The sequence below is a fragment of the Citrobacter sp. C13 genome, from assembly GCF_014596815.2.
In the GTDB taxonomy this organism is placed as follows: domain Bacteria; phylum Pseudomonadota; class Gammaproteobacteria; order Enterobacterales; family Enterobacteriaceae; genus Citrobacter; species Citrobacter portucalensis.
Genome location: NZ_CP115024.1, coordinates 4,502,529 through 4,528,674 on the forward strand (window position 1 = coordinate 4,502,529; position 26,146 = coordinate 4,528,674).

The following is a 26,146-nucleotide window of genomic DNA, read 5'->3' on the forward strand; positions in this document are numbered from 1 at the left end:
ATTCAACAGAAAATTACAGCCATTCACCGTTACGAATGACGCCTACTGCCAGCCCTTCAATAGTGAAGTTTTGTTCGCGCAGGTCGACAACGATAGGTTTGAATTCGCTGTTTTCTGGCAAGAGTTCAACCTTGTTGCCCTGCTTTTTCAGACGCTTAACCGTAACTTCGTCATCAATACGGGCAACAACAACCTGGCCGTTACGCACGTCCTGGGTCTTATGCACAGCGAGTAAATCACCGTCCATAATCCCGATATCTTTCATCGACATACCGCTAACGCGCAGCAGAAAATCGGCGTTCGGTTTGAACAGTGAAGGATCGACCTGATAGTGGCCTTCAATGTGCTGCTGCGCCAAAAGTGGCTCACCGGCTGCCACGCGCCCCACAAGCGGTAACCCTTCTTCTTCTTCCTGCAACAGTCGAATACCGCGCGATGCGCCGGATACAATTTCCAGCACACCTTTACGCGCCAGCGCTTTCAGGTGTTCTTCAGCTGCGTTTGGGGAACGGAACCCCAAACGCTGCGCGATCTCCGCACGCGTCGGTGGCATACCTGTCTGGCTGATGTGATCTCTAATGAGATCAAACACCTCTTGTTGCCTGGCCGTTAACGCTTTCATTCCGCCCCCTGGGTGTATATACAGTTATGCTGTGAGTATATACAGCTAAAGGCGATTTTGGAACCGCAAACTGCACAAAAAACAGGAGATTTATGCAGTTGTGGAAGCCTTATCGCAAATGCGACCACAACAGAATGCCCCAGGTGATCAGCGCGACAAAAATAGACAGCAATACCGCTGCCGACCCCATATCTTTCGCCCGACCGGAAAGTTCGTGGTACTCAGAACCAATACGATCAACTACCGCTTCAATCGCACTGTTGAGGATTTCAACGATCATCACCAGCATCACAGAACCGATCAACAACACGCGGGTAATTGCATCAACATCCAGCCAGCAGGCGATGGCGACGCCCAGCAGGACGGCAACACTTTCCTGACGGAATGCCGCCTCATTAATCCATGCAGCGCGAAAACCTTTCCAGGAATAACCTGCTGCTTTGATAATTCGGGTGAATCCAGTGGTATTATTGGCCATCAAAAAGAACCTTTTTACATTATTAGCGTCAATGTCATTGTAACGTTACCCCGTTTGTTCAGGGTGTGGCAAAGCAGCGCGAAGTATGACCGGATACCACAGAAATTCACTAAACTTTCTGATATCCTTGCAGCGCATTTGCATTATTAACCAGAGGCTTTACATCGTTTATGTCCGGCTGGCCACGAATTTACTACAAATTACTGAATTTACCATTAAGCGTCCTGGTAAAAAGCAAGTCTATTCCAGCAGAACCTGCTCCGGAATTGGGACTCGATACTTCGCGTCCCATTATGTACGTCCTACCGTACAATTCGAAAGCAGACTTGCTGACGCTGCGTGCCCAATGTCTGGTGCACGACCTCCCCGATCCCCTGGAACCACTAGAGATAGACGGAACGCTGTTACCGCGCTACGTGTTTATTCACGGCGGTCCGCGTGTATTCACCTATTACACGCCGAAAGAAGAGTCTATCAAGCTGTTCCACAACTATCTCGACTTGCATCGCAGCAATCCAGATCTGGATGTGCAGATGGTGCCGGTTTCGGTGATGTTTGGCCGTGCGCCGGGGCGTGAAAAAGGCGAGGTCAATCCGCCGTTACGTATGCTAAACGGCGTACAGAAATTCTTTGCGGTGTCCTGGCTGGGTCGCGACAGTTTTGTCCGTTTCTCCCCGTCGGTCTCTCTGCGCCGTATGGCGGATGAACACGGTACGGATAAGATCATCGCCCAGAAGCTGGCACGCGTGGCGCGTATGCACTTTGCTCGCCAGCGCCTGGCCGCTGTCGGCCCGCGCCTCCCTGCCCGCCAGGATCTGTTTAATAAACTGTTAGCTTCAAAAGCGATCGCTCGTGCGGTAGAAGATGAAGCGCGCAGTAAAAAAATCTCCCACGAAAAAGCGCAGCAAAATGCCATTGCGCTGATGGAAGAGATTGCCGCCAACTTCTCCTACGAAATGATTCGTCTGACGGACCGTATTTTGGGCTTTACCTGGAACCGTCTGTATCAGGGGATTAACGTTCATAATGCTGAACGTGTACGCCAGTTGGCGCACGATGGGCATGAAATCGTGTACGTTCCGTGCCACCGCAGCCATATGGACTATATGCTGCTGTCGTACGTTCTGTACCATCAGGGTTTGGTGCCGCCGCACATCGCAGCCGGTATCAACCTGAACTTCTGGCCAGCGGGTCCGATTTTCCGCCGTCTGGGCGCGTTCTTTATTCGTCGTACCTTCAAGGGCAACAAGCTCTATTCCACCGTATTCCGCGAATACCTGGGCGAGCTGTTCAGCCGCGGCTACTCGGTTGAGTACTTTGTCGAAGGGGGCCGTTCACGTACCGGTCGTCTGCTCGACCCGAAAACCGGCACGCTGTCGATGACTATTCAGGCGATGCTGCGCGGCGGTACGCGCCCTATTACCCTCGTACCTATTTACATCGGCTATGAGCACGTAATGGAAGTGGGCACCTACGCGAAAGAGTTGCGTGGCGCGACGAAAGAGAAAGAAAGTCTGCCGCAAATGCTGCGTGGCTTAAGCAAGCTGCGTAACCTGGGTCAGGGCTACGTCAACTTTGGTGAACCAATGCCATTGATGACTTACCTCAACCAGCATGTGCCGGAGTGGCGTGAATCTATTGACCCTATCGAGTCTATCCGCCCGGCCTGGTTGACGCCGACGGTGAATAACATTGCCGCCGATTTGATGGTGCGCATTAACAACGCAGGCGCGGCCAACGCCATGAACCTGTGCTGTACTGCTTTACTGGCCTCCCGCCAGCGCTCTCTGACCCGTGAACAGCTGACCGAGCAGCTTGACTGCTACCTGAGCCTGCTGCGCAACGTGCCGTACGCGGCGGATGCTACTGTTCCTGCGCAGAGTGCCAGTGAACTGATCGACCACGCCTTGCAGATGAACAAGTTTGAGGTCGAGAAAGACACCATCGGTGACATCATTATTCTGCCGCGCGAGCAGGCGGTATTGATGACCTACTACCGCAATAATATTGCGCATATGCTGGTTCTGCCTTCGTTGATGGCAGCCATTGTGACTCAGCATCGTCGTATTTCACGCGCCGCATTGCAGCAGCATATTGATGCGCTGTACCCGATGCTGAAAGCGGAGCTGTTCTTACGCTGGGAGCGTGATGAGCTTGCCGGGGTAATTGATGAACTGGCCAGCGAAATGCAGCGCCAGGGACTCATCACCCTGACCGATGACGAACTGCATATCAATCCAGCCCGCTCCCGCACGCTACAGTTGCTGGCGGCAGGTGCTCGCGAGACGTTGCAGCGCTACGCCATTACCTTCTGGCTGCTGAGCGCGAACCCGTCCATCAACCGTGGCACGCTGGAAAAAGAGAGCCGCACCGTGGCGCAACGCCTCTCAGTGCTGCACGGCATTAACGCGCCGGAATTCTTCGATAAAGCCGTGTTCAGCTCTCTGGTGCTGACGCTGCGTGACGAGGGATTCATCAGCGATACCGGAGATGCCGAACCGGAAGAGACGATGAAGATCTATCAGATGCTGGCCGAACTGGTCACGTCAGATGTGCGTCTGACTATCGAGAGCGCCACTCAGGGCGAGTAAGCATAAAAAACCGGTCATTTTGAACTGCACCTTACTTCGTTGGGTGTCCAACTTTTTGGGTGCAGTTCAAAATGACCGGTTTTTTATTTTGCAGGCTAAGCCAAAATCAAAAATGCCAGTAGCTCATTGCCAGGCCTAAGAACAGCACCAGACCGACGTAGTTATTGTTCATAAACGCTTTAAAGCAGGCATCACGTTCACGGTTGACGATCAGTTTCTGCTGATAGACAAACAGCGCGCCCGCCACCAGCAGAGACCAGTAATAGCCCAGTCCTAACCCGTTTAACCAGCCCACCAGCGCCATCAGCACCAGCACGCCTACCTGCAAAATACCAATAATCAGCTTGTCGTTCTGACCGAACAGGATCGCGGTCGATTTAATGCCGATCTTCAGGTCATCATCCCGGTCAACCATGGCGTACTGCGTATCATAAGCCACCGCCCAGAGAATATTCGCAAGGAACATCAGCCAGCAGCTCAGCGGTACGGACTCACTCACGGCGGCGAACGCCATCGGGATCGACCAGCCAAACGCCGCCCCCAGCACCACCTGCGGCAGATGCGTATAGCGCTTCATAAACGGGTAAACCCACGCTAAGGCTAATGCCGCAACGGACAACAAAATAGTCATCGTGTTGAGGGTCAAAACCAGCAGGAAGGCCAGCAGCACCAGTACCACAAACAGCGTTCGGGCTTCTTTCTCGGTGACAGCCCCGCTCGGCAGCGGTCTATTCGCGGTGCGTTTGACGTGCCCGTCAAATTTCCTGTCGGCATAATCATTCACCACGCATCCGGCGGCGCGCATTAACCAAACGCCAGCGACAAAAACCGCCAGGATCCACAGTTGCGGCATGCCTGGGGTCGCCACCCACAGTGCCCACAGCGTAGGCCAGAGCAGCAGTAAGGCGCCGATTGGCTTATCCGTACGCATCAAGCGGTGAAACGCCAGCAGCTTATTCTGCGTCAGACTCCACTCCATCTTTATCTTCCTCTCAGTACAACGGCGACGCAGGCAGAAAAAGCTCGGTAAGCATCAGTGGCTTACCGCTCAGCCGCAGGCGGGAACGACGCCCCCACAGCGCTGCATCGCGGCCAATCTCAATAAAATCTCGGGTCAATGTCGATGACGTAAACAGGTAGCGTCCGAGCGGGGTTTTCCCAAGGTTCTGTAAGGCCAGTTCAGGGCCGCACAAGGTTGATTCAGGCACCACAGTCCGTCCGGCAAGCCAGGGTTCACCATCCGCGCATAACAGGATTTCACGTAACCAATAACGAGACTCTTTAGGCAGCAGCGTCAGTTCTTCAGCCACCTCATTTTGCCCAACGAATTCTTCGCGAATCAACGTTACGGTGACCTTTTTCCCCTGCTGCTCAAAACGTTTGGTCATGGAATCTTCCAGTAACAACCAGTCGAGCAGTTGGGCGTCCAGCGCTGGGATCGCATCAAAATAACGCAGCGCACGCAGTTGCGTTAACGCAGGGTGTGGCATGCCTTACTCTCCGATTTATAACCTGAAGGCATTGTATCGCAGAAAAGGCATTACGGGGTGAGCAAACACGATTAAGTGATCGGTAGGGCAACATAAGTGTAACAATTAGCACCGAAGGGTAAAAAAAGGTGCGCCAGGAGACGCACCAGTTGTTGCAAAATCAACAATGTGGGGAGATGTTTACCCCTTGCCTTTTACACTGCTGATAAAGGTGGATCGGGCAGATTTGGATCCCAGACGTTCCGCTTCATCAAGCAGCTTCAGCGCTTTATCAACATCGCCTTTTGCAACTGCATCCTTAATCGCCTGATTAAAATAGCTTTCCGTGTCGTTCAGCATTGGCTCGCTTTTCTTCACGGGTTGTGGTGCCGGAGCAGCAACGGCTGCCGCCGGAGCCGCGTAGGCCACTGCAGGCGCTGCGGTATTACCAACCGTAACAGGGCCAGGACCGGAAGAACCAAACAGCGGCCCGACCAGCACGCTGGAGGAGGAGCTGGTTTTAACTTTCAGATGCAGCAGACCGTCGGTGGTGTGGCGGGCAATCGGGTCCGGAATATCCGGAACAGCGTTACCTACCCCCTTGGCATAGGCTTTTGCCGGGTCAAGCAGGGTTGTGGTCTGCTGGAGATCTTTATCAGTAGTAAAGACCAGAACATACAGTTTTTGCTGTCCCAGCGCTGGCGTCAGGCGCATCACCCCTTCCAGACGATCGGCACTCATCACACCCGGTGCCTGGTAGGTAAAGTAACTGCTAGGGAAGAACGCAGATGGCGTCATGTTCTGATCAAGAATTAAGACGTTTGGCGCGAATACGCTGGTTTGTTTGTTAACTTCACTGCTCAGTGTCAGGGTCAGTTCACCAATGTTGGCCGGTACGCTGTAGGCGGCAACCGGGCCGCTAATACCGGCAATGTCCAGACGCTGTCCCGCTGTCGCCAACGAGGTTGATTGGGTTTTCGATTGATCAACTGGCGTCCAGGTTAACTGTTGCAACGCTGCAGTGGAAATAGCAGGCGCCGCGGTGGTGTTCTGCGGAACAATATTTACATCGGCCAGGCTGATGCCAGGCGCGCTGGCAAATAACCCTGCAGATAAACAAAGGGCAACGAGACTTTTCTTCATTTTCATTGTTATCACCTCAGATAGCATGGGTTCAGCGGTGGCCAGGCAATAGCGCGCTAAACCGTAATCAAGAGGGGCTTGCGCCCCTCTTTCGGTCTTTACGTCAGGTTAGAGCTGAATTACCACCAGATTTCCATCTGAGCACCGAAGGACCACTCATCGCTGTCGCCACGGCTGGTTGTGCTGATACCAGAGTTCGTTGCAGCTGCGTATTTAGATACGTTGTTACCATTTTTAACGTAGCCCCACTCTTCATCCCATTTGGCATAGGTTGCAAAGACGCGGATTGCCGGACGAGACCAGATGCTGTCGCCTGCCTGCCACTGTTGTGCCAGGGTGATTTTGTATTGGCTGTTGCGATCGCCAGTCTGTTGAGATTTGACGTTGTCGTAGCCGACTTCCATCAGGGTGCTCATGATTGGTGTCCATTTGTACATCGGACGAATACCCACGGTGTACCATTCAGTACCCAGGTCATTATCCATGTCGATATTCTGATACATACCGACGTACATCAGGTCCCACTTGTCGCCCAGAGAGATAGCACCGTGGTCAAGTACGCGCACCAGGCTACCGTTGTTATTGATGTTGTTGTTTACATGATGGATAACGGGATCATTTGGTGTTGCCTGGGTATCGAAGGTTGAACCGTAAGTACCCTGCGAGCCACCTTTACCCTGCGTGGTCATCGCATCAGTTGCATACTGAACCACGAACTTGTTATAGCCCTTCAGCATGCTCTGAGTATGTTCTGCAGTGAACATCCAGCCATCTTTAGAAGCGCTATCCGCGTAGCTATAACCGTCAGTTTTATTCGCACGACCGTAGTCAACACCCAGTTCCAGCATGCCGTCCGGGTTAATGGCCATCTGCGCTAAACGCATGTCGAATACGTCGTTCGCGGTATCTTTGGATGTGTCGTAGATATTCTGGCTACTGAAGGTGTAAGAACCACCCGCTTCCTGAGAACGGGTTGCGGCCAGAGACAGTTTACCGAAGCCCAGATCGATGTTTTCAATACCAGCACCAGGACCTGAAATATCCCAGTAGTAGAAGTCGATCATGTGGACGTCATGACGCTGATAGAAACGTTTACCGGCCCAGATGGTGGAACCCGGCAGCCATTCAATCAGGTTTTTACCCTGCACGTTGGCTTCGCGGAAAGCAGGATCGGTCGCTTCCCAGTCATTCTGCTGTGCAACGGAGTAGGCAACGTTGGTGTCGAAGTAGAAGCTCTTATCGCCCTCTTTCCACACTTCCTGACCTAATTTGATTTCCGCATAGGTTTCACATTCGTTACCAAGACGGTATTTACTTTGGGCACCAGTTGCCTGGAAACACTGTTGTTCACCGCCGCTACCTGTCCAGCCAATGCCGGAACGAGCATAACCATGGAAATCCACAGCCATTGCCTGAACAGACATAATGCCTGCTGCTACAGCAACCGCCAGAGGGAGTTTGCGCAGAGTAATCATCGTTCTATCTCCTGAGATCATTGCTTTTCTTTAAACGCTGCCACCTTCTAAAACTGCGAATGGTTTTGCGTTTCGTTTTTTTATGGGGACCTTAAACGCCCGGCTCTTTGTGCAACCGACGACATGCAGTGCCATCCTCACGGAACAGATGGCAACGCTCTGGCGGCAGGCCGATAGCGAATGTGGCACCCTCTTCTACCAACACCACGTCGTTCTGGCGGTAAACCAGGTTCTGACGGATGGCGGGGATCTGGATATGAATTTGTGTTTCGTGACCAAGCTGCTCGACCACCTGCACTTCACCTTCGAGGGTGACATCGGCGATATCGCTGGGCAGCAGATGTTCCGGGCGGATACCTAAAGACATGTTGGCGCCAACCTGTACCGCATGGCTGTCTACCGGGAGCCATATTTGCTGGCGGTTGGGCAGTTCAACCTGCACCTGATCGATAGCCGTTGCCGTGACTTTCACCGGCAGGAAGTTCATCTTCGGTGAACCAATGAAGCCCGCCACAAAGCGGTCAGCCGGGTAGTGATACAGTTCCAGAGGCTTACCAACCTGCGCTACGCGACCGGCATCCAGCACCACAATTTTGTCGGCCAGCGTCATCGCTTCGACCTGATCGTGGGTAACGTAAATCATCGTGCGGCCAAGACGTTTATGCAGGCGGGAGATTTCAATACGCATCTGCACGCGCAGAGCGGCATCGAGGTTCGACAGTGGTTCGTCCAGCAGGAATACGCGCGGTTCGGCGACCAGCGTACGGCCAATCGCCACACGCTGACGTTGTCCGCCGGAAAGCGCTTTTGGTTTACGCTCCAGCAGGTGTGCCAGTTGCAGAACTTCCGCAACCTGGTTCACGCGCTGGTTCATCACCTCTTTTTTCGCCCCGGCCAGTTTGAGGCCGAACGACATGTTCTCCGCGACAGACAAATGGGGATACAACGCGTAGGACTGAAAGACCATGCCTACACCACGTTCGGCGGGCGGAATGTCGTTCATCCGGGTCTCCCCGATAAACAGGTCACCACTGGTGATGGTTTCAAGTCCGGCGATCATACGCAGCAAGGTCGACTTACCGCAGCCTGACGGTCCGACAAACACCACGAATTCCCCTTCGTGAATGTCGAGATTGATATCTTTCGATACCACCACGTCACCCCAGGCTTTCGTTACATTTCGTAGCTGTACGCTCGCCATGCCCTTCTCCCTTCGTTACAACCTGTCATCGACAGCAACATTCATGATGGGCTGACTATGCGCGATCCCTTGACTGCGTGAATCCTCCACCCCCCGGCTTTTTTATGGGGGAGGAGGCGGGAGGATGAGAGAGCAGCGTCTGAGACCCGGGCCACCAGCCTCAGAGGAATTTCGTGATGCAGCCTGCAAAAATCGGTGGGTTTTTATGTGCGCCAGTACGCAATACTCACATTTATGTAACACAGATCACATAAAGAGCGGGTGGGGCGTAGGGGTAAGGAGGATGGAAAGAGGTTGTCGTATAAAGAAACTAGTAACCGTTAAGCCACCTCTGCAAAATCACCAAACAGGATGGGAACTATGAAAATCAAAACTGGCGCACGCATCCTCGCATTGTCTGCATTAACGACGATGATGTTTTCCGCCTCGGCTCTCGCCAAGATTGAAGAAGGTAAGCTGGTTATCTGGATTAACGGCGACAAAGGCTATAACGGCCTCGCTGAAGTGGGCAAAAAATTCGAGAAAGACACCGGGATCAAAGTCACTATTGAGCACCCTGACAAACTGGAAGAGAAATTCCCGCAGGTTGCCGCGACCGGCGACGGCCCGGACATCATCTTCTGGGCACATGACCGTTTTGGCGGCTACGCTCAGTCTGGCCTGCTGGCTGAAATCACGCCTGACAAAGCGTTCCAGGACAAGCTCTATCCGTTCACCTGGGATGCCGTACGCTATAACGGCAAACTGATTGCCTACCCGATCGCGGTTGAAGCGCTGTCGCTGATTTACAACAAAGACCTCGTTCCAAATCCACCGAAAACCTGGGAAGAAATTCCTGCACTGGATAAAGAGCTGAAGGCGAAAGGTAAATCCGCGCTGATGTTTAACCTGCAAGAACCGTACTTCACCTGGCCGCTGATTGCCGCCGACGGTGGTTACGCGTTCAAGTTTGAGAACGGTAAGTACGATGTGAAAGACGTGGGCGTGGATAACGCTGGCGCGAAAGCGGGTCTGACCTTCCTGGTTGATCTGATCAAGAACAAACACATGAACGCGGATACTGATTACTCCATCGCCGAAGCGGCCTTTAACAAAGGCGATACCGCGATGACCATCAACGGTCCGTGGGCGTGGTCCAACATCGATAAGAGTAAAATCAACTACGGCGTCACGCTGCTGCCAACCTTCAAAGGAAAAGCGTCTAAACCGTTTGTTGGCGTTCTGAGCGCCGGTATCAACGCCGCCAGCCCGAACAAAGAACTGGCGAAAGAGTTCCTCGAAAACTACCTGCTGACCGATCAGGGTCTGGATGAAGTGAACAAGGACAAACCGCTGGGCGCCGTTGCGCTGAAATCCTTCCAGGATCAGTTAGCGAAAGACCCACGTATCGCCGCCACTATGGATAACGCCCAGAAAGGCGAAATCATGCCGAACATCCCACAGATGTCCGCATTCTGGTATGCCGTTCGTACCGCAGTGATCAACGCAGCCAGCGGCCGTCAGACCGTCGATGCCGCACTGAAAGACGCGCAGGGTCGTATCACCAAGTAGTGCTGTAGCACACGTGCCGGATGGCGGCATAAATGCCTTATCCGGCCTACAACTCACCGTAGGCCTGATAAGCGCAGCGCCATCAGGCACTTTTGCCGACAGATGTTCAATGTTGTAGAGGAAGATCCCCATGGATGTCATTAAAAAGAAACACTGGTGGCAAAGCGACACGCTGAAATGGTCAGTGATGGGTCTGCTTGGGCTGCTGGTCGGTTACCTTGTTGTTTTGATGTACGCTCAGGGGGAGTACCTGTTTGCCATCATGACGCTGATTTTAAGCTCTGCTGGCCTGTATATTTTCGCTAACCGTAAAGCCTATGCCTGGCGCTATGTTTACCCGGGCGTTGCCGGTATGGGGCTGTTTGTCCTGTTTCCGTTGATTTGTACGATCGCCATTGCCTTTACCAACTACAGCAGTACCAACCAGCTGACCTTTGAACGCGCTCAGGAAGTCCTGATGGATCGTTCGTATCAGGCTGGGAAAACCTACAACTTTGGCCTGTATCCGGCGGGTGATGAGTGGCAACTGGCCCTCACCGACGGTGAAACCGGCAAGAATTACCTTTCTGACGCTTTTAAATTTGGCGGCGAGCAGAAACTGCAACTGAAAGAAGCCGAGGCGCTGCCGGCAGGCGAGCGTGCAACGCTGCGTATCATCACGCAGAATCGCCAGGCGCTTACCCAATTGACCGCCATCCTGCCGGATGAAAGCAAAGTTACCATGAGTTCGTTGCGCCAGTTTTCCGGCACGCAGCCACTTTATACGCTCGCTGAAGACGGCACACTCACCAACAGCCAGAGCGGCGTAAAATACCGCGCCAACAACGATATTGGTTATTATCAGGCGATTAACGCTGACGGTAGCTGGGGTAGCGAAAAACTCAGCCCGGGCTACACCGTTGCCATCGGCTGGGATAACTTCACCCGCGTGTTTACCGACGAAGGCATCCAGAAACCGTTCTTCGCCATCTTCGTCTGGACGGTGGTCTTCTCGGTACTGACCGTTATTTTGACCGTTGCCGTGGGCATGGTGCTGGCCTGTCTCGTACAGTGGGAGTCTCTCAAAGGCAAAGCGATTTACCGCGTCCTGCTGATTCTTCCGTATGCCGTACCGTCGTTTATCTCGATTCTGATTTTCAAGGGCTTATTCAACCAGAGCTTTGGTGAAATCAACATGATGCTGAGCGCGCTGTTTGGCATCAAACCGGCCTGGTTCAGCGATCCAACCACCGCGCGTTCGATGATTATTATCGTCAACACCTGGCTCGGTTATCCATACATGATGATCCTGTGCATGGGTCTGCTGAAAGCGATTCCTGACGACCTGTATGAAGCCTCAGCGATGGATGGCGCAGGTCCGTTCCAGAACTTCTTTAAGATAACGCTACCGCTGTTGATTAAGCCGCTGACGCCGCTGATGATCGCCAGCTTCGCCTTTAACTTTAACAACTTCGTGCTGATTCAGCTGTTGACCAACGGTGGTCCGGACCGTCTTGGTACCACCACACCAGCCGGTTATACCGACCTGCTCGTGAGCTACACCTACCGTATCGCCTTTGAAGGCGGCGGTGGTCAGGACTTCGGTCTGGCGGCGGCGATTGCTACGCTGATCTTCCTGCTGGTTGGTGCGCTGGCGATTGTGAACCTGAAAGCCACACGTATGAAGTTTGATTAATTGGAATAACCAGGCGTCATTGGCGCGGGCAGTTTGAGCTCGGCCAGCGCGGAAGAACCGGAGCGTACACGTAGTACGTGAGGATGATTCGCAGCGCTCACCCTTCGGGCCGCCCTAAGGGGCGTTCAAAACTCTGTGAGTTTTGTCTGAGCACTGCCCGAGTTCAAAATGGCAAGCAAAATAGCCTGGAGCGGTATCAAGGGGAGTAAAAATATTATGGCTATGGTTCAACCCAAATCTCAGAAGTTACGTTTATTCGCAACGCACTTAGGGCTGCTGATTTTTATCGCGGCGATCATGTTCCCGCTGCTGATGGTTATCGCTATCTCGCTGCGCGAAGGTAACTTTGCCACCGGCAGCCTGATCCCGGAAAACATCTCCTGGGAACACTGGAAACTGGCGCTGGGCTTTAGCGTTGAACACGCGGATGGCCGTGTGACGCCACCGCCGTTCCCGGTACTGTTATGGCTGTGGAACTCGGTGAAAGTGGCCAGCATTACCGCGATCGGTATCGTGACGCTTTCCACTACCTGTGCTTACGCCTTTGCTCGTATGCGTTTCCCGGGCAAAGCAACCCTGCTGAAAGGGATGCTGATTTTCCAGATGTTCCCGGCGGTGCTGTCTCTGGTCGCGTTGTATGCTTTGTTTGATCGCCTGGGCCAGTACATTCCGTTTATCGGCCTGAACACGCACGGCGGCGTGATCTTCGCCTACCTCGGCGGTATTGCGCTGCATGTATGGACGATAAAGGGCTATTTCGAAACTATCGACGGTTCACTGGAAGAAGCGGCCGCGCTGGATGGCGCTACGCCGTGGCAGGCATTCCGCCTGGTGCTGCTGCCGCTTTCCGTTCCGATTCTGGCGGTCGTGTTTATTCTGTCTTTCATTGCCGCTATTACCGAAGTACCGGTCGCGTCACTGCTGCTGCGTGATGTGAACAGCTATACCCTTGCGGTAGGTATGCAGCAGTACCTCAACCCACAGAACTATTTGTGGGGCGACTTTGCCGCCGCGGCTGTACTTTCAGCCATTCCGATCACTCTGGTGTTCTTGCTGGCGCAGCGCTGGCTAGTCAACGGTCTGACCGCGGGTGGTGTGAAAGGTTAAGTTTTACCGAAGTACCTGCCCGGCAACGGGCAATGCCACTGCAACCCTCAACTTATGTTATCCCAACCTGTGACTGTTATTCGGCGCTCTACGGAGCGCCCTTTTTTTATGTTATTTTGCATCACTGTTACGATTATTTCCTTTCGTGCTCTCCATCACTGCAATTCTATTTTCTGTCTGAATATAGATAAATCAAACAGAATTAAGATCACAGAAAAGACAAAACGTAATTGCAATGTAAAAAATGATAATTGTCTTCCCTGCCTGTTAAATTCAACATCACGGCACTGATCAAAAGAGCTGTATCCTCTAAGGCAGGTCTGAATGAACACCCAATATAATTCCAGTTATATTTTTTCGATTACATTAGTGGCAACGTTAGGAGGGCTATTATTCGGCTACGACACTGCGGTCATATCCGGAACGGTAGAATCCCTGAATACCGTGTTTGTCGCCCCACAACATTTAAGTGAATCCGCCGCCAACTCGCTGTTGGGCTTTTGCGTCGCCAGTGCGTTGATAGGCTGCATCATCGGCGGTGCCCTGGGCGGCTATTGTAGTAACCGGTTTGGCCGCCGGGACTCGCTGAAAATCGCGGCTCTGCTGTTCTTTATTTCCGGTATTGGTTCCGCTTGGCCAGAATTAGGTTTTACGACTATTAACCCAGATAACGCCGTACCCGTTTATTTAGCAGGATACGTTCCCGAATTTGTTATTTATCGTATCATTGGGGGTATTGGCGTAGGTTTAGCTTCAATGCTCTCACCAATGTATATTGCAGAACTGGCACCCGCACACATTCGTGGGAAACTGGTGTCATTTAACCAGTTCGCCATTATTTTCGGTCAACTGTTGGTGTATTGCGTTAACTATTTTATCGCCCGTTCTGGCGATGCTAACTGGCTGAATACCGATGGCTGGCGCTATATGTTTGCGTCCGAAAGTATTCCCGCCCTGCTGTTTTTACTGCTGTTGTACACCGTACCGGAAAGTCCACGCTGGCTGATGGCGCGTGGCAGACACGAACAAGCGGAAGGTATTCTGCGCAAAATTATGGGCAGCACCCTCGCCACCCAGGCCATGCAGGAGATCAATCAGTCACTGGAACATGGTCGTAAAACCGGTGGTCGCCTGCTGATGTTTGGCGCAGGCGTTATCGTCATCGGCGTAATGCTGTCTATCTTCCAGCAATTCGTCGGTATTAACGTCGTGCTCTACTACGCCCCGGAGGTGTTTAAAACGCTGGGAGCCAGCACCGATGTGGCGCTGTTACAGACCATCATTGTTGGCGTGATCAACCTGAGCTTCACCGTGCTGGCGATCATGACGGTGGATAAATTTGGTCGCAAACCGCTGCAGATTATTGGCGCTCTGGGCATGGCCATCGGTATGTTCAGCCTCGGTACCGCGTTTTATACCCAGGCTTCCGGGCTGGTTGCACTGCTGTCGATGCTGTTTTACGTCGCCGCATTCGCCATGTCCTGGGGACCGGTTTGCTGGGTGTTGCTGGCAGAAATCTTCCCCAATGCGATTCGTGGCAAAGCGCTCGCCATTGCCGTTGCCGCTCAATGGCTGGCGAACTACTTCGTCTCCTGGACCTTCCCGATGATGGACAAAAATTCGTGGCTGGTTTCCCATTTCCACAACGGTTTCTCCTACTGGATTTACGGTTGTATGGGTATTCTGGCGGCGCTGTTTATGTGGAAGTTTGTACCGGAAACCAAAGGCAAAACGCTGGAAGAACTTGAAGAACTGTGGGAACCCGCCGCAGAGAAAACCCAGCCTGCCTCTGCGCAGTAATCCTGACCTGCAACACGCCGCGGTCCGATTGCGGCGTGTTGTCTTTTACTCTCGCTTCAGCCGTTTGGAATTACACAGCCACAGGGTGATCACCAGCAGCAGGATCGCCGCGGAATAGATCAGTACATCCATCGGTGCTTTATGATCGACGATGATCAACCGCACAATCGCGGTGATCCCAATATAGACAAAATAGCGCAACGGAAAGTGAAACCCTGACTGAAAGTACTTCACAATCAGCGCGATAAATTCAAAGTAGAGGAAGTAAACCACCAGCCCTTCCACCAGCTCATACTTGCTTGTTTGTTCCGGCGCGAACAGCACATCCGCCAGATGCAGCGTTTCTTTCCCGAGGAATACAACCAGGATCAGGCCCAGAGTCAGCAGCCCCAGATTCAACACGGTCTGTAAGATGGTGGAGATAAACTCCACGCGCGGACGAGATAGCGACGTCATAACAGCACCTCTTACTCAGTGGCGAGGTTCCTGTATAACGCAAAAATGTGACAGAGATCTACATTTTTTGTTTATTTTTTGTTCTCCAGAAGGTCCTTGCCGGATGGCGGCTTTGCCTTATCCGGCCTACGGCCCGGTAAGCTCTGCGCACCAGGCGATCGCGTATTACCGGAAGTTCTCACTTCTGTCGCTGGTCATGTCGTACAGACCAAACTTACGTCCAAGCTGCTGGCCGCCATCACGCGTTAACGGCGTCCAGCCAATCGCCGCACGGCTGCGGGTCGGGCCAGACGAGAACAGATCCAGCGGCACGGATACGTACACCCCTTTGGTAAAATCACCCTCTCCGTACTCATCCGGCGAGGCGTCGGTGATGGTCGCATAGCCGCCGACCACAACGCCGCTGTCAAAGCGCTTCGCCATTTCCAGCGTTCCGCCCTTATCTCCCGCCAGATACTGGCCCACGCTGGCTTTTACCAGTACATCCTGAGCGAATGACGGATTCCAGTACGCCGTCAAATGCCCGGTCTTCACGCTGTAGTCGGTGAATTTCATCATATCCTGCGCGCTACGCCAGTCACGCTGTTTCACGTAGTTGGCATCAACACCCAACGCCCAGTTGCTGTCCAGCGGACGATACAGCACTTCCGCCCCCGCTCCGCCGTACATGGTTTCCAGATAGCCACCGTAAACCTGTCCGTAGAACCCGTTTCCGAGTGACTGGAAGTAGTTGGCCTGCAGGTTATTCACGTAGACATCGTTTTGCACATACTCGCGCACATGGGTACGCACTCGTGGCAAATGCGAATCCTGCGGCGGGTTGGTGTAGTTAAATTTGTCATAGTTATTGGCGAGGTTGGCGAACAAACTCCCGGTGGTCAGCAGGTGATCGGTAACCCACCAATCCGCCGTTCCCATCACGCCCAACTGATACATATAGAAGTTTTCCGGGCCGCCCACTGACTGGTTAAGCACCGGATCGATGTGGAAATCGAAGCGTGACTTATCGATATACCAGCCCTGCTCGGTCGTTTTCGGCACCACAGGCTCAACGCGTTTTTGCGCCAGCTGGGTTTCATGGCCCAACGGTTCGCCTTCCAGATGACGCTTGAGGCTGGAAACCTCCGTTTCGGTCGTCACCTGCGGTAAGTTAAGACGATTTTCCGTAATACGGATCGTGCGGATCCCGTCGGGAAGATCGTTCATCACGATCCGGTTGGCACGTTCGATCCCTTCGCGCGAATCACGATATTTCACCTGTTCACCGGTCACATACAGCGTATCGCCCTGCACCTGAATTTTAGGATCGGCCAGTCCGGCGTTATATTTCAGCAGCGTTAGTTGATTCGCCACCACCGAGTGTTGCAGGATGGCATCCTGCGGCTGTGGCTGATATCTCGGGCGGGCGTTGTCGTTATAGTTTGGCCGCAGATCGTTGAAGTTAGTCCGCAGCGTGACCCCAAACATAAAGGTGTTCCCGCGCTCATAGCTGAGGTTAACGTCGGCCCAATCGGTGACACGATAAATAGCGCCGACGTTAAACTTGCTCTTCTGATCCAGCTTGCCCGCAAAATCCTGCTGGTAATTGTTTCCCTCATACTCCAGTTTCAGACGCAACGGCTGCCAGGGTGTCTGATACTCGACGCCGCCAAACAGCGATGCCGGGCCGTGGAACATCTGGCTGCCGTCAATAGAACCGGCCTGCTTATAACTGTTATCGCGATAGCAGAATTTATCGCTGTATGAGCAAAACGGATTGCTGACGTTGCCGCTGGTCCCGAGATATCCCCAGCCCAGACCAAGCGAGAAATCAAACGGCCCCCAGGCTTTATTCGCCACAATATACTCCGCATCGAACAGGCCGGTTCCGCCAATATCCCGCGCGCCAACCGCCACCTGCGGCATCCAGTAGCTCTCTTCCCACAGCCGCAGTTTGAGATCAAAAGCTTTATCCTTGTAAGTCTGATCGCCAGAAAATGACTCCACGCTACTGTATTTTTTGGTACGCACATCGGTATAGCGCAGCGTGGTTTCCAGCCACGGGAAGAGCTGCACCGACGCAGAGTAGTAGCGGTACTGATCGTTATCGCGGTAATTGAGGCTCATTTCGCCCTCGCGCGCCATGCGTGCGGTTGGGGTTTGCAGCAGCCCCACGCCGCCAAAATCGGACTGCGAAGGTCCAATGGGCGCGGGCCAGGTTTCACCATGGCAGGCAACGCTTACGCCCAGCGCCAATACGCTGAGCAGGTAAGTTTTTCTCATTATTCGGGTATCCGCTGGGTCAGGGTGCGAAGAATGTCGGCATTAATTTCATCCGGGGTGCTGCTCCAGACAGCATCAGAGAGTCCGACATAAATGATGCTGCCGGGCATCGGCTCAACGTGACGTTTGTTCCAGTAAGCGACCGGTACTTTTTGCGTGCGCCCGTCGGGATAAATAACCCAGGCGAAGCTACGATCCGCACCGCTGAGCCGACTTTGCCCATCGAGATAACTGGCAACATCACGCCCGGGCATAAACGGTTGTTTACCCGGATGGCTTAGCAGGCCAAACAGCGTGATATGCGTTGGCTGCGCTCCGACCCACAGCGTGTAATTGCCCTGCAACGGCGGGTTTCCTCGCTCGCTGACGCGCACAACATCCGGGTCAAGATTAATCATCTGCCTGCCGGTCACCTTCAACGCCTGAATTTGCTGGCGTAATGCGTTGATAGCGGCAGCATCGTCACCGCTTTCTTCAGCGCCCAGTGTCGCCAGGCGAGCCAGTAACGCCTGCTGCTGACGTCCCGCCTCCGTCGTTGCCCGCTCTTCGCTGATAACCGCACCTGGCCACCAGCTATTGCTCAACAGCGGCTGTCCGACCAGGTCGAGCAGATGTTCGGCCCCGGTCAGCGTTTTTGGCTCTTCGCTGGCGGGGGTAAAGACTTTAACGCTGCCCGCAGCAAAAACAGACGCTGCGCTCAGGCTCAACAGCAGCGCCATAACGGCTCGTTTGATCATGATTTTGGCGCCTTAATCAGCGTGGTTTTCACCGGGAAGTAATGCGCGCCAAGATACTGTTCCGACTGGCGAATCTGCCCTTCACTGTCGATCCAGTAGCGGTTATGCCAGCGCGTTTGATCGGTAGTTATCTCTTCAGCGAGGATCCGTACCGGCGTGTCATCGCTGCCGACCTTGATGGTGTCTGCGCCATCCCATTTGAAAACCGAGCGCGCGGTGGCATAGCGTACCTGCTGATGTTCAGTCCAGCCCATTGTGCGGGTCCACGTTGCGCCATCAACTATCTGATTGGGTTTGAGGAGCGGGTCTGCCGCCAGATTATTCACCTCGATTAGGTTGTCCCCACCGAGATGCGTTTTCACAATGCGCCCATGCTGCGTGACGAGAATAGCCCGATCCTGAGTCACCCATTTCTGCTGTCCGTTTTCCGCAAACGCGAGTACCACAAACAACTGGGGACCGCCGTTTAGCTGCATATACTGGCTGGCGTAGGGCATATTTTGGATTTCATCGTCCGTCATCTGTACGCCGGGAGTACCAAACACGCTATCCCACAGCGAATGCCCCAACCCTTCGGTGGTGGCTGAGCACGCCTGCAGTAACAGGCAAACCATTATGAGCGCTGGTCGCTTCACGACGTTTCTCCGCATTATTGCCGGGTGGCGCAACGCTTACCCGGCCTACAAATCCCACAGACTTTTGGCAATTCAAAATAACCACACCGAAGTGTGGTTAGAATTAAACGTACCTTTATTACTGGGTACTGGTGGTTGTAGTGGTTGTAGTTCCGGTATTAGAACCATCGCCACCACCGGTCGCCGCCAGGGCGACCCCCACTGCAGAACTTACGGTGCTCACGCTGGTTGCGGAGGAACTTCCTGCCGAAACCGACGCGGCAGCCGACCCTGCCGCCTCACCCACCTGAACGGGGGCAGCATAGACAGAAGTCGCCGCAAGCGCAGATATAGCCCACAGGCCATACAGAACTTTTTTCATTAAAAATTCCCTTCATTGTATGAATGGAGATTTACCCAAAAGAATTTCGGGCGAGATCGAGTATACACAAACCAAAGTGTGCAAATTACGCCATGCGGGAATTTAGGATAATTAGATAACGAAAGGAAAAATAATTAAAAAATACAATAAAGACAACTAAATCAACAAATTAAAATATAAAAATTAAAATGCAACATCCGGTAAATCCGAAAAAATAAGAAATTGAATAACATTAATAAAATTATTTTAGGATTAAGCTCAATTAAGGTATGAAGTTAAAACGTAGATATCCTGGAGCATTCTTACAAAAAAGCCGATATTAATATCGGCTTTTTATTTCATTAATGCCGGATGCGGCTAAACGCCTTATCCGGCCTACAAGTGTGTGCTATCAGGCACGCCAGGACTTATAACGGTTAATCAAACCGTTGGTAGAACTGTCGTGGCTGCTCACTTCTGAACCATCTTTCAGCTCTGGCAGAATGCGGTTCGCCAGCTGTTTGCCCAGCTCAACTCCCCACTGGTCAAAGGTGAAGATATTCAGGATAGCGCCCTGAGTGAAGATTTTATGTTCGTACAGTGCAATCAGCGCACCCAGGCTGAACGGCGTGATTTCGCGCAGCAGGATGGAGTTCGTTGGGCGGTTACCTTCGAACACTTTGAACGGCACAACGTGGTCCAACGTTGCCGGATCTTTACCCTGGTCGCGGTATTCCTGCTCAACCACTTCACGAGATTTACCGAATGCCAGCGCTTCGGTTTGCGCGAAGAAGTTAGACAGCAGTTTCGGATGGTGATCCGACAGCGGGTTGTGGGTGATGGCCGGCGCGATGAAATCGCATGGAACCATTTTGGTGCCCTGGTGGATCAGCTGGTAGAACGCATGCTGGCCGTTAGTACCCGGCTCACCCCAGATGATTGGGCCAGTCTGGTAATCCACCGCATTGCCGTTACGGTCAACGTATTTACCGTTGGATTCCATGTTGCCCTGCTGGAAGTAAGCCGCGAAACGGTGCATATACTGGTCATACGGCAGAATCGCTTCGGTTTCGGCACCGAAGAAGTTGTTGTACCAGATACCGATCAGCGCCAGCAGCACCGGCAGGTTTTTCTCAGCCGGAGTGGTGGAGAAGTGTTTGTCCATCGCATGCGCGCCGGAGAGCAGCTCAACAAAGTTGTCGAAGCCTACGGACAGGATGATGGACAGACCGATTGCAGACCACAGGGAGTAACGACCGCCTACCCAGTCCCAGAACTCGAACATATTGGCAGTATCAATACCGAACTCGCCAACCGCTTTACCGTTAGTGGAAAGCGCAGCGAAGTGTTTGGCAACGTGCTTGTTGTCGCCTGCGGTCGCCAGGAACCAGTCGCGCGCGCTGTGGGCGTTGGTCATGGTTTCCTGGGTGGTGAAGGTTTTGGAAGCGACCAGGAACAGCGTGGTTTCTGGGTTCACTTTCTTCAGCACTTCGGCAATGTGCGTACCATCGACGTTAGACACAAAGTGCATGTTCAGGTGATTTTTGTACGGACGCAGCGCTTCGGTCACCATGAACGGGCCGAGGTCAGAACCGCCGATACCGATGTTTACTACATCAGTGATGGCTTTACCGGTATAGCCTTTCCAGCTTCCGGAGATGATCGCTTCAGAGAAGGATTTCATCTTCTCCAGCACAGCATTCACTTCCGGCATGACATCTTTGCCGTCAACGATGATAGGCGTATTGCTACGGTTGCGCAGCGCCACGTGCAGCACGGCACGGTCTTCAGTGCGGTTGATTTTCTCACCGGAGAACATGGACTTGATGGCGCCCGCCAAATCGGTTTCTTTCGCCAGATCCTGCAGTTTAGCCAGCGTCTCTTCAGTGATGCGGTTTTTGGAGAAATCCACCAGCATCAAATCGTCAAACGTCGCGGAAAACTTAGTGAAACGATCGCTATCTTTCGCGAAAAGATCCGCGATAGTAACGTCTTTCATTTCTTCAAAGTGTTTTTGTAGTGCCTGCCAGGCTGAGGTCTGCGTTGGATTGATGTTTTTCATTAGCAATACTCTTCTGATTTTGAGAATTGTGACTGAGATCGATTGTAACGCCAGTCACAGAAAAGTGTGATTGTTTTAATGCCATTGCCAGGGCATCCGCCAAACGTGGCTAAAAAGTATAGCGGTTATCAGCGTTGTTATTAGTACCGTTACTCAACGCAGTTGCAGCATGAAAAATCCGCATAATCCCAGCGTTGACAGTGCAAGCTACACATTTTATTTATAAATACGGTATTTGCATTTGCGCCTGCACCGGTTTCTGTTCTGCCTTATGTGCCATGGTCGCTCTATTCATTCCCTGACACGAGGTAGTTATGACTGATGTAGTTGTCTCCAAGTTTGGCGGTACCAGCGTGGCGGATTTTGATGCCATGAATCGCAGCGCTGATGTAGTGCTTTCTGATGCTAACGTCCGTGTAGTGGTACTTTCCGCTTCTGCGGGGATCACCAACCTGCTGGTCGCACTGGCTGAAGGGCTGGAGCCAACCGCGCGCTTCGAAAAACTCGATGCCATTCGTCAAATTCAGTTCAATATTCTGGAGCGCCTGCGTTATCCAAACGTGATCCGTGAAGAGATCGAACGTCTGCTGGAAAACATCACCACGCTGGCAGAAGCGGCGTCACTGGCGACCTCAACCGCGCTGACCGACGAACTGGTCAGCCACGGTGAACTGATGTCTACCCTGCTGTTCGTCGAGATCCTGCGTGAGCGCAACGTGCAGGCGCAGTGGTTTGACGTACGTAAAGTGATGCGCACCAACGATCGTTTTGGCCGCGCAGAGCCTGACGTCGCGGCGCTAGCCGAACTGGCAACGCTCCAGTTGGCCCCACGTCTGAGCGAAGGTCTGGTGATTACTCAGGGCTTTATCGGCAGTGAAGGCAAAGGCCGCACCACCACGTTGGGGCGCGGCGGGAGCGATTATACGGCTGCCCTGCTGGCCGAAGCGCTGCACGCCACGCGCGTCGATATCTGGACCGATGTTCCAGGCATTTACACGACCGATCCGCGCGTTGTTCCGGCGGCGCAGCGTATTGATGAAATCGCCTTTGAAGAGGCCGCAGAAATGGCGACCTTTGGCGCGAAAGTGCTGCACCCGGCAACGTTGTTGCCAGCCGTGCGTAGCGATATCCCGGTGTTTGTTGGCTCCAGTAAGGATCCAAAAGCAGGCGGTACGCTGGTATGCAATAAAACCGCGAATCCACCGCTGTTCCGGGCGCTGGCACTGCGCCGTAAGCAAACGCTGCTAACGCTGCATAGCCTGAATATGCTGCACTCTCGCGGCTTTTTAGCGGAAGTGTTCGGCATCTTGGCACGCCACAATATCTCGGTAGATTTGATTACCACATCCGAAGTCAGCGTGGCGCTGACACTGGATACTACAGGCTCCACCTCCACCGGCGATACACTGTTAACACAGTCTCTGCTGATGGAACTGTCTGCACTGTGTCGGGTTGAAGTGGAAGAAGGCCTGGCGCTGGTGGCACTGATTGGCAACGACCTGTCCAAAGCCTGTGGCGTGGGTAAAGAGGTGTTCGGCGTACTGGAACCGTTCAACATCCGCATGATTTGCTACGGCGCATCCAGCCATAACCTGTGCTTCCTGGTGCCCGGTACTGAAGCCGAACAAGTGGTACAGAAGCTGCACCATAATTTGTTTGAATAAAATTTCATCACGCAATAAACAATAACGATAGCCGGGCTCGAACCCGGCTTTTTTATAACAACACATTTCAATCGCAAGGAATATAACATGCTCGCTACTCTCACGCGGCTGTTCCCGTTATGGGCACTGCTGCTCTCTGTTGTTGCGTATTACACGCCCACCACCTTTACGCCTGTCGGGCCATTCGTGCCGTCGTTACTGATGCTGATCATGTTCGGTATGGGCGTTCACCTGAAGGTAGACGACTTTAAACGCGTACTCTCACGTCCTGCACCAGTCACGGCGGGTATTTTCCTGCACTATCTGGTGATGCCGCTCGCCGCATGGATTTTAGCGCTGGCATTTAATATGCCGCCGGAATTGTCCGCAGGGATGGTGCTGGTCGGTAGCGTCGCCAGCGGAACAGCATCAAACGTAATGATCTATCTGGCAAAAGGCGATGTGGCGCTCTCTGTGACTATTTCATCGGTTTCAACGTTGGTCGGCGTTGTCGCCACACCGCTGCTGACACGGCTGTATGTCGACGCGCATATCCAGGTGGATGTGATGGGTATGCTGCTGAGTATCCTGCAGATCGTGGTCATTCCAATTGCGTTGGGGTTGGTCATTCACCACCTGTTCCCACGCGTCGTAAAAGTCGTGGAACCGTATCTGCCCGCATTTTCAATGGTGTGCATTCTGGCAATCATCAGCGCCGTCGTGGCGGGTTCTGCCTCGCACATTGCATCCGTCGGCTTTGTGGTGATTATCGCCGTAATCCTACATAACACCATTGGCCTGCTCAGCGGCTACTGGGGCGGAAAATTGTTTGGTTTCGACGAGTCAACCTGCCGTACGTTGGCAATTGAAGTGGGCATGCAGAATTCAGGACTTGCCGCTGCGCTGGGCAAGATCTACTTTGGCCCGCTTGCCGCCCTGCCTGGCGCGTTATTCTCCGTCTGGCACAACCTTTCCGGTTCGCTGTTGGCAGGCTACTGGTCCGGTAAGTCGATTGAAGAGAAACCACACGCAGTAAAACAACACTAATCTTCATAAATGGAGGAGGCATCCTCCATTTCTCCCTACCCGCATTTGAACCCCATCACAAAACAACAAACATCAACATAAAACAAAATAATTATTTAATTGTTATTTTTCAATAAAATACACAAACAAACCTGTTTTTAATTCAAATTTAATCATTGTTCTAATGTTGATTTAGTTTGTTTTAATTGGAAATATGATTTCACTACAACACAGATAAACCCTTACCCTATCTTCGAGGCCGCTATGAAAAAAATTGCGATTATTGGAAGCAGTGGAGGCAACCTCTACAACCTGGGTGGTGCTGAACCAGAAAAGCTACTCCAGGAAATTTACCAGCAGTGCGAAGCCGCAGGAGTGGAAGTTGCCGCTGTGCAGTTCATTGCGGCAGAAGCCTCAATGGACGTTGCCAAAGCTCACACGCCAGCGTCGGTATTTGCACTAACCACAGAAAACCAACAAAAACCACAAAGGATATTTCAGGGCAAACTTTCAGATGTGAACGACTCGGTAGTTGAGAGCGATTGCAGGATTGCTGAAATGATCCGTAACGGTGAGATCGACGGGATCATCGTGATGAGCGCCGATCCGGTGAAGGCCAACCAGGCGGTCTTTGCCGCAGCTGTTGAAATGAAAACACCGATTGTTGGCACCGGCGGAACCTCAATGGCGCTAGTGGCGGCAAAAGGGGCAAATGTCGTCGCAACCTCGGGCACGACGGGTACCACCAGCCGAACCCGCGCAGTCTCCTTCATCGCATCACTGTGTAAGTACTGGGGCGTTAAATACAAACCACAGTTGGGCAGTGCCTCTCCTTCACAGGGCGGTTCTGGAAAAAGTCTGCTTAAGCGCTTCAATATTCGCAGCATAATGATCCCTGCGCTGCCGGGCTTTATTGCCATGGCAATCGTGCTCGCACTCAGTCACATTCCGGGCCTGGAAAAACTCAACGATATCTTTGAAATTCTACTGAAGGGCCTACCGGTTTTAGTTGCGGTTCTCGCAGCAAAACAGATTTCGGAACTGGATGAAGTCTCAATTGTTGCCGGGGTGGTCGCCGGAGTACTTTCCGTCGAAGGCGGTCTGATTGGAGGGATCATCGGTGGTTTGATGGCCGGGATTTTCGTTCGTTGGCTGTTCGAATTATGCCTGAATTGGCGCTTTCCGATGACCACCGTCAACATTGTAGCGGGTGGGATCTCAGGCCTGGCCGCTGGGTTAATCATGCACTATCTGCTGAGTCCGCTGGCGCTGTCAGCAGGTAATTACATCAAACTGGCTATCGAAAGCACGCTGGCCTTCAGCCCTATTCTTGCCGGCCTGCTGGCTGGGTTGGTTATCTGGCCAGCTATTCTGGGGGGAGTCTATCACGCAGTCATTCTGCCGCTGGTGCTCCTGGAAATGGAAAAATCCGGAGTCAGCTTCCTCGGCGCTGTCGATATGGTAGGCCTGGTGATGGTTGCTGCAGGAATCAACCTGGCTAACGTCATCGCACCACGAGAAAAAAGCGAAGCAGCCGTCGCAACGCCCGGCCTGCTTATCAACCTCGGCTTTGGGACCTTCGTTGAATCGGCCTATCCGTTCATGTTTGCCAACAAAATTGTCTTTGGTTCAGCGATCGTTTGGGCCGGTCTGGGCGGCATGATGCTGGGTTTCTTTAACGTCAAAGGCGTGGCTTATGTCCCCGCATTTGCCTCTCCGTTCTTATCCAGCAATGCGCTGCAAATGGCGATTGTGATGGTTACCGTCATGGGCCTGACCTGTATTTCCACCATTATTGCCAACCGTTTTAAGGCTGTCGCACAGAAAGAATCTACCGCGTCAGCCCATTAATTAATGCACCAACACCAGAGGT

General features: G+C 52.8%; 21 protein-coding genes. 8 read left to right on the forward strand and 13 right to left on the reverse strand.

Going from position 1 to position 26,146, the window contains the following annotated elements; all coding sequences use genetic code 11:
• Positions 1-13: 13 nt before the first annotated feature.
• Both lexA and IB222_RS21550 read right to left on the reverse strand, forming a co-directional pair.
• A complete protein-coding gene (gene lexA / locus IB222_RS21545; protein WP_003826596.1) occupies positions 14-622 on the reverse strand; it encodes a transcriptional repressor LexA in 609 nt (202 codons plus the stop codon).
• A 109-nt stretch (positions 623-731) separates the two neighbouring features.
• Positions 732-1,100: a diacylglycerol kinase gene (locus tag IB222_RS21550; protein WP_003826594.1), complete on the reverse strand. Its 369-nt coding sequence runs from the start codon at positions 1,098-1,100 to the stop codon at positions 732-734.
• Between the two features lie 170 nt (positions 1,101-1,270).
• Between IB222_RS21550 and plsB the strand changes: the two genes are divergently transcribed.
• Entirely contained in the window at positions 1,271-3,691 is a 2,421-nt protein-coding gene (gene plsB / locus IB222_RS21555; RefSeq protein ID WP_003826592.1) for a glycerol-3-phosphate 1-O-acyltransferase PlsB, read from the forward strand.
• Positions 3,692-3,797: 106 nt separating this feature from the next.
• Here the strand turns inward: plsB and ubiA are convergent, their stop codons facing one another.
• From ubiA to malK, 5 genes are all read right to left on the reverse strand, one after another.
• Positions 3,798-4,670: a 4-hydroxybenzoate octaprenyltransferase gene (gene ubiA, locus IB222_RS21560; RefSeq protein WP_003826589.1), complete on the reverse strand. Its 873-nt coding sequence runs from the start codon at positions 4,668-4,670 to the stop codon at positions 3,798-3,800.
• A gap of 13 nt (positions 4,671-4,683) precedes the next feature.
• Positions 4,684-5,181, reverse strand: coding sequence for a chorismate lyase (ubiC, locus tag IB222_RS21565; RefSeq protein WP_003826587.1), 498 nt, complete (start codon positions 5,179-5,181; stop codon positions 4,684-4,686).
• A 180-nt stretch (positions 5,182-5,361) separates the two neighbouring features.
• The gene (gene malM / locus IB222_RS21570; protein WP_149385019.1) at positions 5,362-6,309 is read right to left on the reverse strand and encodes a maltose operon protein MalM; all 948 of its coding nucleotides are present in this window, start codon (positions 6,307-6,309) and stop codon (positions 5,362-5,364) included.
• A 113-nt stretch (positions 6,310-6,422) separates the two neighbouring features.
• The gene (locus tag IB222_RS21575) at positions 6,423-7,778 is read right to left on the reverse strand and encodes a maltoporin (protein WP_003826583.1); all 1,356 of its coding nucleotides are present in this window, start codon (positions 7,776-7,778) and stop codon (positions 6,423-6,425) included.
• A gap of 91 nt (positions 7,779-7,869) precedes the next feature.
• Positions 7,870-8,979 carry a maltose/maltodextrin ABC transporter ATP-binding protein MalK gene (gene malK / locus IB222_RS21580; RefSeq protein WP_003826581.1) on the reverse strand — a complete coding sequence of 370 codons (1,110 nt, stop codon included), beginning with the start codon at positions 8,977-8,979 and terminating at the stop codon, positions 7,870-7,872.
• Positions 8,980-9,339: 360 nt separating this feature from the next.
• On the opposite strand from malK, the gene malE reads away from it, so the two are divergent.
• From malE to xylE, 4 genes are all read left to right on the forward strand, one after another.
• Positions 9,340-10,530, forward strand: coding sequence for a maltose/maltodextrin ABC transporter substrate-binding protein MalE (gene malE, locus IB222_RS21585; RefSeq protein WP_003031680.1), 1,191 nt, complete (start codon positions 9,340-9,342; stop codon positions 10,528-10,530).
• Positions 10,531-10,660: 130 nt separating this feature from the next.
• Positions 10,661-12,205 (forward strand): maltose ABC transporter permease MalF, encoded by a 1,545-nt coding sequence (gene malF / locus IB222_RS21590; protein ID WP_003826577.1) that lies wholly within the window; start codon positions 10,661-10,663, stop codon positions 12,203-12,205.
• Between the two features lie 216 nt (positions 12,206-12,421).
• On the forward strand, positions 12,422-13,312 hold the full coding sequence (gene malG, locus IB222_RS21595) for a maltose ABC transporter permease MalG (protein WP_003826575.1): 891 nt from the start codon (positions 12,422-12,424) through the stop codon (positions 13,310-13,312).
• 324 nt (positions 13,313-13,636) lie between these two features.
• Entirely contained in the window at positions 13,637-15,112 is a 1,476-nt protein-coding gene (gene xylE / locus IB222_RS21600) for a D-xylose transporter XylE (protein WP_003031675.1), read from the forward strand.
• A gap of 45 nt (positions 15,113-15,157) precedes the next feature.
• On the opposite strand, the gene psiE is transcribed toward xylE, so the two are convergent.
• The 6 genes from psiE to pgi all read right to left on the reverse strand — a co-directional run bounded on the left by psiE (position 15,158) and on the right by pgi (position 21,604).
• Complete coding sequence (gene psiE, locus IB222_RS21605) at positions 15,158-15,568, reverse strand: phosphate-starvation-inducible protein PsiE (RefSeq protein ID WP_063941223.1); 411 nt, start codon at positions 15,566-15,568, stop codon at positions 15,158-15,160.
• Positions 15,569-15,733: 165 nt separating this feature from the next.
• Complete coding sequence (locus tag IB222_RS21610) at positions 15,734-17,830, reverse strand: YjbH domain-containing protein (protein WP_149385020.1); 2,097 nt, start codon at positions 17,828-17,830, stop codon at positions 15,734-15,736.
• The gene (locus IB222_RS21615) at positions 17,830-18,567 is read right to left on the reverse strand and encodes a capsule biosynthesis GfcC family protein (RefSeq protein ID WP_149385021.1); all 738 of its coding nucleotides are present in this window, start codon (positions 18,565-18,567) and stop codon (positions 17,830-17,832) included. Before IB222_RS21615 ends, IB222_RS21610 begins: the two co-directional genes overlap by 1 nt.
• On the reverse strand, positions 18,564-19,202 hold the full coding sequence (locus IB222_RS21620; protein ID WP_126319535.1) for a YjbF family lipoprotein: 639 nt from the start codon (positions 19,200-19,202) through the stop codon (positions 18,564-18,566). The genes IB222_RS21615 and IB222_RS21620 overlap by 4 nt, the downstream gene beginning before the upstream one ends.
• A 118-nt stretch (positions 19,203-19,320) precedes the next feature.
• Positions 19,321-19,563, reverse strand: coding sequence for an exopolysaccharide production protein YjbE (gene yjbE / locus IB222_RS21625; protein ID WP_003826562.1), 243 nt, complete (start codon positions 19,561-19,563; stop codon positions 19,321-19,323).
• A gap of 391 nt (positions 19,564-19,954) precedes the next feature.
• The gene (gene pgi / locus IB222_RS21630) at positions 19,955-21,604 is read right to left on the reverse strand and encodes a glucose-6-phosphate isomerase (protein WP_003826559.1); all 1,650 of its coding nucleotides are present in this window, start codon (positions 21,602-21,604) and stop codon (positions 19,955-19,957) included.
• Between the two features lie 314 nt (positions 21,605-21,918).
• Between pgi and lysC the strand changes: the two genes are divergently transcribed.
• The 3 genes from lysC (at position 21,919) to IB222_RS21645 (ending at position 26,124) form a co-directional block, all read left to right on the forward strand.
• Complete coding sequence (gene lysC / locus IB222_RS21635; RefSeq protein ID WP_003826556.1) at positions 21,919-23,268, forward strand: lysine-sensitive aspartokinase 3; 1,350 nt, start codon at positions 21,919-21,921, stop codon at positions 23,266-23,268.
• A gap of 87 nt (positions 23,269-23,355) precedes the next feature.
• Entirely contained in the window at positions 23,356-24,294 is a 939-nt protein-coding gene (panS, locus tag IB222_RS21640; protein ID WP_149385022.1) for a ketopantoate/pantoate/pantothenate transporter PanS, read from the forward strand.
• Positions 24,295-24,537: 243 nt separating this feature from the next.
• Positions 24,538-26,124, forward strand: a complete 1,587-nt coding sequence (locus IB222_RS21645) for a PTS sugar transporter (RefSeq protein WP_048215139.1) — start codon at positions 24,538-24,540, stop codon at positions 26,122-26,124.
• Positions 26,125-26,146: the final 22 nt, after the last annotated feature.